Source organism: Ruminococcus sp. YE282, from assembly GCA_900101355.1.
GTDB classification, from domain to species: domain Bacteria; phylum Bacillota; class Clostridia; order Oscillospirales; family Acutalibacteraceae; genus Ruminococcoides; species Ruminococcoides bromii_A.
This window is the reverse complement of record FMUV01000014.1, coordinates 1-12,905: the sequence shown is the minus strand read 5'-3', so window position 1 is coordinate 12,905 and position 12,905 is coordinate 1. Positions and strand designations below refer to the sequence as shown.

The following is a 12,905-nucleotide window of genomic DNA, read 5'->3' as shown; positions in this document are numbered from 1 at the left end:
TTATGGCTTATTATAATTCAATGCAGGAGCTTATCGGCAAAACTCCGCTTGTAAAACTGAACAACACTAAACTTCCGAGCGGAGCAAATATTTTTGCAAAGCTTGAGCTTTATAATCCGTCAGGCAGCGTTAAGGACAGAACGGGCGAATATATGATAAAAAACGCCGAACAACAGGGATTGCTTAAAAAGGGCGGTACCATTATTGAGGCGACCGCAGGCAATACGGGATTGGGCATAGCCTTTGCGGCGCTGAACAAGGGATATAGAATTATCTTTGTTGTACCGACTAAGTTTTCTCAGGAAAAACAAACGCTTATGCGTGCCCTCGGTGCCGAAATTATCAACACTCCCCGTGAGGGTGGAATGCTCGGCGCAGCCGAAAAGGCGGAAGAGCTGAGAAAAAGCATTGACGGTGCCGTGTCGCTCGGACAGTTTAAAAATCAGAGCAATCCGCTTGCCCACTATGAAACCACGGGCGTAGAAATTTATGACGACCTTGACGGCAAAATTGATTATCTTGTTGCAGGCGCAGGCAGCGGAGGAACATTTACGGGAGTTGTGAAGTATCTCAAAGAGAAAGATCCGAATATCAAAGGCGTGCTTGCAGACCCTGTCGGTTCGACAATGGGCGGCGGAGAACACGGCGACTATGATATTGAGGGAATAGGCAACGATTTTATAGCCGATACAATGGATATGTCACTTGTTGACAAGGTTGTAAAGATTACGGACGACGACGCTTTCAGAGGCGCAAGACTGCTTGCAAAAAAAGAGGGAATTTTTGCGGGTTCGTCCTCGGGAGCGGCATTTACAGCCGCACAAAAGCTGATTGAGTCGGGAGCAAGAGGAAACGTTGTTGTTATTTTCCCCGACAGAGGCGACAGGTATTTTTCAAAGCATTTGTACGAATAACCTGATTTTTTGCAAGATAATTAAAAGTGTTGCTCAGGTATAAGCCTTAGCTTTGGTGTTGCACAGATGTTTTGAAAAATATATTGAGAAAACAGAATTGAATGTTATAAAAGAAAATGCCCAAAATAACGTGGCATAAAAAATGGCTGTACCTCATTGATACAGCCGTTTTGCGTTATTCTGATTTAATTTCAATCGGTTTTTCGTCGAAACCGTCAATCTGAAATCTCAGACCGCAGGTTGAACATTCCAAATACGGAGTTCCGTTGTTGATTTTTCCGTTTTCGTCCTCAAAAACAATCATCGGGCTTTCGCAGAACGGGCAAAGTTTTAGTTCCTCGGCTTTCATTTGATTACCTCCAGCATATTTATATAATCGGTATTTTAATCCGGGCAAGCTCTGTTTTGTTGCAAAGAGCGGAGCTTGCGTTATCTGTACTTAGATTATACTATAAATTTGCCGATATTGTAAACCGTTTGTCCAAAAAATCCTTTACAAACAAAACGAAAAGATATAAACTATGAATAATAGATTTTCATTAGGTTACTCAACCAAGGGGGATTTGAATTGAAACAGGAAAATTATTCTATGCTCTGTGATTTTTACGAGCTTACAATGTCGAACGGATATTTCCAGAACGGCTTTTATAAACGCAATGTTTACTTTGACGTTTTCTTTCGCAAAGTTCCCGACAACGGCGGCTTTGCAATTGCGGCAGGTCTTGAAAACGTAATCGAATATATCAGGGAGCTTCACTTTGATGATGATGATATTGAATTTTTGAGAAAAAAGGGAATATTTAACGAAGAATTTCTTAAATATCTCAGGAACTTTAAATTCAGCGGCGATATTTATGCCGTGCCCGAGGGAACTCCCGTGTTTCCAAACGAGCCTATTATGACCGTGCGTGCTCCCGCAATTGAGGCTCAGCTTGTTGAAACCTTTATTTTGCTGACGATAAATCACCAGTCGCTGGTTGCCACCAAGGCAAACAGAATTGTTCGTGCCGCACAGGGAAGAGCAGTTGTTGAATTTGGCTCAAGAAGAGCACAGGGAGCCAGCGGAGCCGTTGAGGGTGCAAGAGCCGCATACATAGGCGGCTGCAAAGGAACCGCCTGCACGCTTACCGACGAGCTTTACGGTGTGCCTGCCGGAGGCACTATGGCACATTCCTGGGTGCAGATGTTTGACAGCGAATATGACGCCTTTAAAACCTATTGTGAGCTTTATCCCGACAACCCGACTTTGCTTGTTGATACTTATAACACGCTCAAAAGCGGAGTTCCGAATGCAATCAAGGTGTTTAAAGAGGTGCTTTTGCCACAGGGCAAGACAGCTTGTGAAATAAGACTTGATTCGGGCGATATTTCGTACCTTTCTAAAAAGGCGAGAAAAATGCTTGACGAAGCCGGACTTACGGAATGTAAAATTACGGCTTCAAATTCACTTGACGAATATCTTATTCGCGACCTTATGATGCAGGGCGCACAGGTTGACAACTTCGGAGTGGGCGAGAGGCTCATAACTTCTTCAAGCTCTCCTGTGTTCGGCGGAGTTTACAAGCTTGTGGCTGTTGAGAGCGAAGCGGGCGACATTGTTCCGAAAATTAAGGTCAGCGAGAATACCACAAAAATCACAAATCCGCACTTTAAAAAGGTTTACCGCTATTTTGACAACGAGAGCGGCAAGGCTCTTGCAGACGAGTTGTGCATTTATGACGAAATCGTTGACAGCACAAGACCGCATACGATTTTTGACCCGAATGCAACCTGGAAAACCAAAACTCTTGAAAACTTCACGGCTAAGGAACTTCTTGTGCCGATTTTCAAGAACGGCGAGTGCATTTACAACAGCCCGACTATTGATGAAATTGCGCAATACTGCAAAGAACAGATACATCTTTTGTGGGATGAGGTAAAGAGATTTGAAAATCCGCACACTTATTATGTCGATTTATCAAAGAAGCTTTACGATATAAAGAACATTTTGCTCAATATTTATGAGGAGTAATTATTAGCAAATTTGCTTTTTCAATCAAAGCATTGCCTGCCTTGATTTAAAGTAAAGAACTGAATAAAAATAAAACTGACGGTTAACCGAATTGGCTGACCGTCAGTTTTGCGTTTGCTTAGTTTAAGTTATTTGTTTTGTGACATTTCTTTAAGAATGTCGGCTACTATTTCTCGCTCGTCCATATGATATTTTACGCCCTTGATTTCCTGATAGTCCTCGTGTCCTTTTCCGGCAAGCACTATTATGTCGCCGTCCTCGGCGTTTTGCATACAATATCTGATTGCGTCTCTGCGGTTTGGAACAACAACATATTTTCCGTCGGTTTTGTTTATGCCGGTTTTAATGTCCTCAATTATGTCCATAACGTCCTCATATCTTGAGTTGTCCTCTGTGATTACCGAGAGGTCGGAAAGTCTGCCCGAGGTTTCTCCCATTTCATATCGGCGAACCTTGGGGCGGTTTCCTCCTGCGCCAAACATAGTGATAAGGCGGTGCGGATTATATTTTCTGAGCGTTGTAAGAACGTTTTCCATAGACAAAGCGTTGTGCGCATAATCAATCAAAAGTGTGTAGTTGCCGTTCACCTTAACAGGCTCAACTCTTCCTTTGACTTTGGCTGCCTTAAGACCTTTTATAATTGCCTCGTCGGGGATGTCAAAAAACGAAACGGCACATATTGCGGCAAGAGCATTGTAAACGTTGAACTTGCCCGGGATTCCGACATCTATCGAGAGGGTTTTAAGACCTGTTGTTTCAAAGTGAACTCCGATAAATCCACCCTCGGACAAAAGATGTTCGTTATATGCTTTCAAATCCGAGTTTTCGCCAAAGCCGTAGGTAAGCACCTTGCCGTCAAAGCCCTCGGTGATTGCTTTCCAGCTTTTATCGTCAATATTTGCGGCGGCTTTGCGGCACTGGCGGAACAAAAGACTTTTGCAGTAAAGGTATTCAGCCATATCCTTGTGCTCAACACCGCCGATGTGGTCGTCTGAAAAGTTGGTGAATATTGCAACGTCAAAGGTCATTCCCGCAAGGCGGTGGTGCTTAAGTCCGATTGATGACGCCTCAATTACCATGGCTTTGCAGCCTGCGTTAATCATATCACGCATAGCCTTTTGAATTTCGTAAGATTCGGGAGTTGTGTTGTCGGTTTTTATTGTTTCTCCGTTATATACAATTCCAAGCGTTCCGATTGTTCCCGTTTTTATTCCTGCCTGTTCAAAAATTTCCGCAACCATTGCCGTGGTTGTTGTTTTTCCTTTGGTTCCCGTGATTGCAACCGTCATAAGCTCTTCGGCAGGTCTGCCGAAAAATTCAACGCTCATAAGCGCTAGCGCAAGTCGGGTGTTTTCAACCTTTACCACAGCGACGTTTTCGGGAACTTCAAAATCAAGCTCGTCGCTGATTACAAGCGCAGAGGCTCCGCTTTGTACTGCGGATTTTGCAAACTTGTGACCGTCGGATGTGTATCCTTTTAAGCACACAAAAGCCGTGCTGTCGCTTGCTTTGCGTGAATCATACACAACATCTGAAATTTCGGGGTTGAGGTCGTTTATCATTTTATATTCTGTATTAACAAGCAATTCTTTAAGCTTCATACCGTACCTCCGTACAATCATATTATATTTAGATTTTATAATTAATATTTATAATACATATAATTATACCAATACTTTGAGAAGATTACAACATCGCCGATAAATTAATTCCAACAATTGTCAGGACGGATTCAAAGCGAAATGTTTATGAAAATACTTTTAAACCGAGTGTTTTATGCATATACTGTTTAGGAAACAAGCATTTGTTTTGGCTGCTTATAATTGATTTTGGTGCGTTAGTGTATTTTAACCAAAAAAATGTAAAAATTAATTAACCTAGGGCGTTTTACACTTAAAATTTTGCCGAATACAGTTGATTTAGCATAATACAGAAAAAGCTGATTGGCTAATTTGCACAAACAATCTATGAGCAAAATCGACAAAAATCGAACTTTAATTTTGTTCAAATAGCGAAAAACACGTGAATTAAAAGTCAAAGTGCACAAATTTAAACTGTGAATTTAACAGTTTAGATAAAAAGTACAAAAGACCTTGAATTTTAATTGTTTTTTTGCTATCATTTAGTTAGTGGAAAACAGGTGCGGAAAGTGCCCTGTTCCATAAATCCGTAAGGAATAAATTATTTTTTTGAAAGAAGGATATTTCCAATGAAAATGAAAAGAATTTTAGCTGTTCTTCTTGCCGGAATGATGACAGCAACTGCATTTGCAGGCTGCGGCGGAGACACATCTTCAGCGGCTTCCGACAACGCAAGCGACGCTTCATCTTCGACAGAACTTCAGGTTAAAGATTCCATCGTAGATTACTCATACTTCGGTGACGAAGACAACGTTACTCTTAAAGTATGGGCACCTGATAAGGCAGTAAACCTTGTTAAACAGCAGGTTGAAGATTTCAAAAAGGCTTATTCCGAAAAGACATTCAACATCGACGTTGTTGCTCAGGGCGAAAGCGACGCTGCTACTCAGATTCTTAACGACGCATCAGTTGCTGCCGATGTATTCTCATTCCCTAGCGACCAGCTCAACAAGCTCGTTGACGCTGACGTAATCGCAAAGGTTGCATTTGTTGACACTGTTAAAGACGAAAACTCAGCTGATACAGTTACCGCAGGTACAATTAAGGATACACTTTACGCTTATCCTGAAACAAACGATAACGGTTATTACCTTGTATATGATAACTCAGTTGTTACAGCAGACGATGTTAAGACACTTGAGGGCACACTTGAAGCTTGTAAGAAAGCAGGCAAGAAGTTCATCATGGACTGCGGCGACGGTTTCTATGCTTGTACTTTTGCTTTCACAGCAGGCGCTAAGATTGACGGTCTTGAAGAAGACGGCGAAACACAGAAGTTTGTTGACTACGACGAAGACGAAGCAGTTGACACATTGATGGCATTCGCAAAACTTATCAAAGACTATAAGGGCACATTCCAGTCACTTAACGTTAAGCAGGTTGCTTCAGGTTTCTCATCAGGTACTTGCGCAGCAGGTGTTGACGGTTCTTGGGATACAGAAGTTAACAAGACAGCTCTCGGCGACAAGTTCGGTGCTGCTAAACTTCCTACAATCAACGTTAACGGAACAGACAAACAGCTTGTTTCAATGTTCGGTTACAAGTACATTGGTGTAAACGGTTCTTCAAAATATCCTGCAACTTCACAGATTCTTGCTCTCTATCTCTCAGGTGAAAAGTGTCAGAAAGAAAGAGCAGAACAGCTCGGTTGGGGTCCTTCAAACCTTAAGGTTCAGGAAGACTCTGTTGTAACAGAAAGTGCAGCTCTTCAGGCAATCAAAGAGCAGTCAGAAAACGCTTGCGTACAGGTTAACATTTCTTCAACGTTCTGGAGCCCAATGGGTAACCTTGGTAACAAGCTCGTTGCTGATGCTTGGGATGCATCTGATAAGGACGCAACAAAGAAGCTTCTTCAGGACACAATTTCAAACGTTCGTGACGAAGGCTAATTAACAGATTAAACAGTATAAAATTATTCTCGCGGGGTGCTTTGAATTTTCAGGGTGCCCCCGAGAAGTCCTTGCTTTACGTTTTCATTAATCACCAAACGAATAATGTCTTGTTATGAAAACGTAAAAGGCATTATTAGTTTGGTGCATTTTAACAAGAGAGATACAGATTAACGTTTAAGGAGCGCTTATATGACATATGTTGAATATAAACAGCTCAATCCGTTTCAGAGATTTGCCCATAACTTTAAAAAATTTATCGTAAGCATTCCAAATGCTCTTGCAAGATTTTTCAAGACTATCGGAAGAGGAATCGTTAACTTTTTTAAGGCGATAGGCAAAGGCTTTAAAAATTACGGAGTTACCTTTACAAAGGGTGACTGGGCAACAAAACTTTCATATTTGATTTTCGGTATCGGTGATATCCACAAAGGAAAATATTACAAAGGAATTTTATATTTCCTCTCAGAAGTATTTTACATACTGTATATGGTATTTTTCGGTTGGACTTTCCTCAGCAAGTTTGATACCCTTGGTACGGTAAAAACACGCGAGGTTATTGACCCGGGTCAGATTATTGCACGTAAAGTATACGGCGACAACTCAATGCTTATTTTGTTGTACTCCGTTTTATCAATAGTAATAACCGTAATTATATTTGCGATTTACATTTCAAACATCAAGGACGCTTATCGTCACCAGATTATGAGAGCTAACGGTCAAAAGCCGACTTCTCTTAAGACTGACGCAAAAGAGTTTCTTGACGGCAAATACCACGTTACATTGCTTTCATTCCCTGTACTTATGATTGGTATTTTTAACGTATTGCCACTCATATTTATGATTTTGATTGCATTTACAAGCTACGACAAAACTCACCTCCCACCGGGAACATTGTTTACTTGGGTAGGTTTTGATAACTTTTCTTCCCTTTTTGACGTTGTAAATAACTCCAAAAAGGCAACTACTTTCCTTGAACTTACAAAATGGACCCTCTTGTGGGCAGTTATTGCTACATTCACAAACTACATACTCGGTATGGTTGTTGCTCTTATGATAAACAAAAAGGGCATTAAGTTTAAGGGCTTGTGGAGAACACTTTTCGTAATCGCAATTGCTGTTCCTCAGTTCGTTTCACTTCTTCTTATGAACCAGATGCTCCAGTCAAACGGTGCAATCAACGTTCTGTTATCGCATTTGACCGGCTCAAACGTCGAGATACAATGGCTGAACAGCTCGGTATTTATGGCGAGAGCAACGGTTGTTATCGTCAACCTGTGGGTTGGTATTCCTTACACAATCCTTTCAATGTCAGGTATTCTTATGAATATTCCTGAGGATTTGTATGAATCGGCACGTATTGACGGCGCAAGTCCGTTTAAGACCTTTACAAAAATCACACTTCCTTATATGATTTTTGTAACAACACCACAGCTTATCACACAGTTTGTCGGAAATATCAATAACTTTAACGTTATTTACCTTTTGACAGGCGGCGGTCCGTCTACCGAAAACTTCTATCAGGCAGGTTACACCGATATTCTTGTAACATGGTTGTTCAACCTTACAATCGGTTCTCAGGACTACGGTCTTGCTGCTGCAATCGGTATCTTGGTATTCATTGTTTGTGCTACGCTTTCACTTATCATCTACAATAATTCCAAGTCAATGAAGGATGAGGAGGCGTTCTCATGATAAAAAGCTATAAATTCAGAAGACATCTTGCGAACGGCTTGATTTATTTGCTTCTTGCAGTGTTGGGTATCATTTGGATTTCTCCGTTTGTATACTTGGTTCTTCACTCATTCAGAGCAGAAGGTCTTATTGCTGTTCCGTACCTCATTCCTCATGAATGGACATTCCAGAACTATATTGATTTGTTTACCGGCTCAGGCGGTACTGCTTCCATCAACTTCCCAAGATGGTTCCTCAACACATTTGTTGTTGCCTGCTTCAGCTGTGTAATCTCAACAATCTCAGTTCTTGCTGTTAGTTACACATTCAGCCGCCTTAGATTTAAGGCTCGTAAAAAGTTTATGAACGTTGGTATGATTTTGGGTATGTTCCCCGGATTCATGACAATGATTGCTATCTATTACCTCTTAAAGGCAATGGGTCTTACTCAGACACTTGTAGCACTTGTAATTTGTTACAGCTGCGGTGCCGGTCTTGGATTCCAGATTTCAAAAGGATTCTTTGATACAATTCCTCGTGCTCTTGATGAAGCTGCCACGATTGACGGAGCTACAAAGAATCAGATTTTCTGGAAAATCATTTTGCCAATGTCAAAGCCAATTGTAGTTTATACGGTACTTACATCATTCATCGGCCCTTGGACAGACTTTATTCTTGCCAAGATTATTATGGGCGATAGTCTTGATAACTATACCGTTGCTATCGGACTACAAAAAATGCTTGCAAACGACTTTATTAACACCTATTACAAGCAGTTCCTTGCAGGTTCTGTTGTTGTTGCCCTTCCTATTACTATTCTCTTCCTTAAGATGCAGAAGTATTATGTTGAAGGCGTTACAGCAGGCGGTGTTAAGGGTTAATTCAAGTTTAATCAAACCCATTTGGGCAGCAGCCAATAACTGCTGCCCTTTTTTTAACAATAATAAAATAAGTACCGTTAATTTGTTTTTATTTAATTATTCAAGTTAGCGGTACAATCCATAAAGTGAAAAGGATTTGTTTTATGAAAAAATTACTTTCAATACTTCTTTGTGCTCTGATTGCCGGCAGTTGTGTACTCACGGGCTGCGGTGCGGACAATTCGTCCCCGGAATCCTCAGACAGCTCTTCAAACTCGGCTTCTTCCGATTCATCCGACCCGATAAGCGGAATAGAAGCTACTGCTTCAACTGATAAATACCGCAACTTTTATCAAATTTTTGTAAATTCATTTTGTGATTCAAACGGTGACCAAATAGGCGATTTGCAGGGTATCATCTCTCAGCTTGATTACCTTAACGACGGCGACCCGAATACGGGTGATGATTTGGGAATCGACGGAATTTGGCTTACTCCGATTATGCCGTCAAAGTCATATCATAAGTATGATGTGGAAAATTACTATGACATCGACCCCGATTTTGGTACACTTGAAGATTTTGAACAGCTTGTCAGCGAATGTCACAGACGTGGAATCAAGCTGATTATCGATTTGGTTTTGAACCATATTTCATCTCAGAATCCTCTCTATAAAAAGGCGGTTGAAGAGGTAGCCGAAAACAAACTTGACGGCAACGCAGAATATTTTGAAATTCACGAAACTTCATATTTCGGCTCCGACACTCAGGTTAACGTGCTTTCAAACGGCTATGCCTGCGAGGCAAACTTCTCTCACGATATGCCCGAGTGGAATCTGAACTCAGAAAAGACCCGTGAAGAGTTTACCAAAATTGCTAAGTTTTGGCTTGACAAGGGTGTTGACGGCTTCAGACTTGACGCCTGCAAGTATTATACAAACAAAAGCACAGACGGCACAGAGTTTTTGAAGTGGTTCTACGACACCTGTAAGACAATAAATCCAGACGTATATATGGTTGGAGAAAACTGGTCGGATGACTCGGACATAAAAGACCTTTACAAATCGGGAATTGACAGCCAATTTGCTTTTAAGTTTGCACAAACTTCGGGCACAATAGTTGAAAGTCTTAATACGCAGTCGGGTTCGGGACTTGTAAAGAAGCTAATCAGCTATGAAAATAAAATGCGTGAAAGCAACGAAAATGAAATCAACGCAATGTTTTTGTCAAATCACGACCAAGTTCGTATTGCCAATGCACTTGAGCCAAAGGGACTTGACACCGAAAAATTTGCGGCGTCTGTCTATATGCTGTTCCCGGGCAATCCGTATATTTACTACGGAGAAGAAATCGGCACAAAGGCAGAGAGCACCTCAAGCGACGCATATTACAGAACCGCAATGGTCTTTGACAGCGACAATTTGCCGAATATTTATGTAAACACAATCGGTGAAGACACGGTAGCTCCAACAGGCGGCGGAGTTAAACAGCAGCTTGAAGATGAGGATTCTTTGCTTAACTTCTATCGCCGAATTATCAAAATAAAGAATCAGAATCCTGAAATTGCCCGCGGTAAAATCACAGGTCAGCAGAATTTTGACGACAAACAGATAGGAGCTTTCTATACAGAGTATGACGGCTCAAAGCTGATGATTATTCATAACTTCAATGGCAGCGACAGCAAAGAGCTGACAATCACTGACGATATGATTAAGAACGCCGTTGTGCGTGCCGACTTGGTAACAACAGACACCGAAACCCACGTTGAGCTTAAAGACGGCAAGCTGACGTTTCCGGCTCATTCAACCGTTATTTTGAAGTCAGCCGAATAAAGGAGGATACCAAAACACTATGGAACAGTTCAGTCTATTGCACCCGCAAAATTCAAAAGCAGAATATATGGAGTTGACAAAAGAGGCTCAAAACGATTTGTCAATCGAATATATTTGCGAAGCGCTTTCTGAGGACGAATATGAGCGCAACAGCATACGTCAGATTTTAACCTCTATTACCTGTGACGAAGAGGTAATCGCCTACCGCTGCGATGTGTTCGACGATTTTCTCAGGTTTCCAAAACTGCGTGAAGATTTGACGTCAATGCTTGAAAAACTTGCGGATTTGCGTGAGATTGAACGCTTTCAAAAGGATGCCGAGGCTTCGTCTTTGTGGCAGCTTGTCAACCGCCTGAGGGAGATGGACGGATACGTTGACTGTATAACTCAGATTAAAACTACGCTTGAAAGCATTGATATACACTCACGTGGGCTTTGTGAGCTTAGGGATAATGTTCAAAAAATTTATAACGAAAGCGGTTTTGAAACGCTGAAAAGCGATATTGTTGATACTCTTGCCAAGGCACAGCGCTTGAAAAGCATTACGCTGGGCGTAAACCTTGACGCATTGCTCCGACCAAAAACCGTGGGAGTTGTGTCGCTGAACGACAAAGAGTTTACCGACAGCGGAATTTTAAAGCGTTTTATGAAGTTTGCGAATAACAACAGCGAGCTGAATCACGGAAACGACGTCAGCGGATTTTTAAGCTTTCACCCTGCAAATCCCTCTACTTCGGGCTTTGGACTGGGAAAGGTGGTAACGGGAGCACAGCAGGACGTCAATCAGGTATATAACTCAAGCCTGACGGGTGCCGACCCGCTTTCAGACGCATTAAAAAAGGTTGTTTCCGATATTTTGCGCCGTACGGTCAATGACATTAAGGCTATGCTTAATAAATACGTCAACATCAACGGATACTCGTTTGTTATGCTTATGCCCGAGATTGTGTTCTATATACGCTTTGCCGAATTAGTAGAAAAAATCAAGGCGTCAGGTGTGCCGATTTGCAAAGCAAATGTGCTTCCGACTTCTGAACGAAAGTACTTTGCAAAGAACATTTATAACCTAAAGCTTGGAATCAAAAAAGCAAGCGGTGAAAATCTTGATATTGTAACCAATGATTTTGACTTTGACGACAACAGAAGAATATATATTCTCACAGGACCTAACAGGGCGGAAAAACAACGATAACACAGGCGGTCGGACTTGCGTTCCTTATGGAACAAAACGGAATCTATGTTCCTGCCGAGTCGTTTGAATTTAGCACGTGCGACAATATTTACACTCACTTTCCCGCTGATGAAAACGATACGGTGGATTTGGGCAGACTTGGAGAGGAGAGCAAGCGGCTTTCAAAGATTTTTGAAACCGCAACAAGCCGCAGTTTGCTTTTGCTGAACGAAAGCCTTGCCACAACAAATGTTGCCGAGGGTTTGTATCTTGCCCGTGATGTGGTAAAGTCAATGCGTTATCTTGGAGTCAGATGTATTTTTAACACGCATATGCACGATTTGGCACGCAATCTTGACGAGCTTAACGGCAGCGTTAAGGGCGACAGCACTGTGGAAAGTATGGTTACGGGAATTGAAGATGACCACCGCTCCTTTAAGGTGCATATCGGACCTCCGCAGGGCGTGAGTTATGCGCGTGACATTGCCGAAAAATATGGCATAACCTTTGATAAGATAAAGCGGCAAATTGATGGCAGAACCTAAATTCGGCTTTGGCTCGTAGCGCAGATAGAGTAAAAAATGTAATAGTACACGCAATTTTCAATAATTTATAATTTAATATCAATGAAACTAAGGCTTGATATCCGTTTAAGGACACCAAGCCTTTGCTTTTGCTGACAATTGTTTTCCGGTATGGATAGATTTGAAAGGGCATTAAGTAGGGAAGAAGATGAAATGCTTTATGGATTTACATTCCAGTATGGATAGATTTAAAGCCATTCTCAGAATAGCCTCGGCAGGGTCTAACTCATTTACATTCCAAGAGTTAATATGTAAAGGGTGGTTTCTGCCGCCTAATACATATATGACTGCGGCTCATTTGTGGTAAACTGAAAAGCAGTTGTAGGAAAGGAG

10 protein-coding genes are annotated in these 12,905 nt (G+C 41.6%); 8 read left to right on the top strand and 2 right to left on the bottom strand.

All coding sequences use genetic code 11. From position 1 onward, the window contains the following. The first annotated feature begins 2 nt into the window (after nt 1-2). Entirely contained in the window at nt 3-914 is a 912-nt protein-coding gene (locus BLP46_RS06215) for a PLP-dependent cysteine synthase family protein (RefSeq protein WP_092977316.1), read from the top strand. A 175-nt stretch (nt 915-1,089) separates the two neighbouring features. On the opposite strand, the gene BLP46_RS13025 is transcribed toward BLP46_RS06215, so the two are convergent. Beyond that, a complete protein-coding gene (locus BLP46_RS13025; RefSeq protein WP_167669195.1) occupies nt 1,090-1,263 on the bottom strand; it encodes a formate dehydrogenase accessory protein FdhE in 174 nt (57 codons plus the stop codon). A 219-nt stretch (nt 1,264-1,482) separates the two neighbouring features. Here BLP46_RS13025 and BLP46_RS06210 point away from each other — a divergent pair, with 219 nt between their 5' ends. Further along, on the top strand, nt 1,483-2,925 hold the full coding sequence (locus BLP46_RS06210) for a nicotinate phosphoribosyltransferase (RefSeq protein ID WP_092977314.1): 1,443 nt from the start codon (nt 1,483-1,485) through the stop codon (nt 2,923-2,925). A gap of 128 nt (nt 2,926-3,053) precedes the next feature. Here BLP46_RS06210 and BLP46_RS06205 read toward each other — a convergent pair whose 3' ends face one another. After that, on the bottom strand, nt 3,054-4,526 hold the full coding sequence (locus BLP46_RS06205; RefSeq protein WP_092977312.1) for a UDP-N-acetylmuramoyl-L-alanyl-D-glutamate--2,6-diaminopimelate ligase: 1,473 nt from the start codon (nt 4,524-4,526) through the stop codon (nt 3,054-3,056). 608 nt (nt 4,527-5,134) lie between these two features. Here BLP46_RS06205 and BLP46_RS06200 point away from each other — a divergent pair. The 6 genes from BLP46_RS06200 to BLP46_RS06175 all read left to right on the top strand — a co-directional run bounded on the left by BLP46_RS06200 (nt 5,135) and on the right by BLP46_RS06175 (nt 12,533). Then, nucleotides 5,135-6,454, top strand: a complete 1,320-nt coding sequence (locus BLP46_RS06200; RefSeq protein WP_092977310.1) for an extracellular solute-binding protein — start codon at nt 5,135-5,137, stop codon at nt 6,452-6,454. 192 nt (nt 6,455-6,646) lie between these two features. Continuing rightward, complete coding sequence (locus BLP46_RS06195; protein ID WP_092977308.1) at nt 6,647-8,149, top strand: carbohydrate ABC transporter permease; 1,503 nt, start codon at nt 6,647-6,649, stop codon at nt 8,147-8,149. After that, nucleotides 8,146-9,009, top strand: coding sequence for a sugar ABC transporter permease (locus BLP46_RS06190; RefSeq protein WP_092977306.1), 864 nt, complete (start codon nt 8,146-8,148; stop codon nt 9,007-9,009). Before BLP46_RS06195 ends, BLP46_RS06190 begins: the two co-directional genes overlap by 4 nt. 143 nt (nt 9,010-9,152) lie before the next feature. After that, nucleotides 9,153-10,817 (top strand): alpha-amylase family glycosyl hydrolase, encoded by a 1,665-nt coding sequence (locus BLP46_RS06185; protein ID WP_092977304.1) that lies wholly within the window; start codon nt 9,153-9,155, stop codon nt 10,815-10,817. Between the two features lie 19 nt (nt 10,818-10,836). Next, nucleotides 10,837-12,009: a hypothetical protein gene (locus BLP46_RS06180; RefSeq protein ID WP_092977302.1), complete on the top strand. Its 1,173-nt coding sequence runs from the start codon at nt 10,837-10,839 to the stop codon at nt 12,007-12,009. Nucleotides 12,010-12,035: 26 nt separating this feature from the next. Then, entirely contained in the window at nt 12,036-12,533 is a 498-nt protein-coding gene (locus BLP46_RS06175; protein ID WP_092977300.1) for a MutS-related protein, read from the top strand. Nucleotides 12,534-12,905 lie beyond the last annotated feature (372 nt).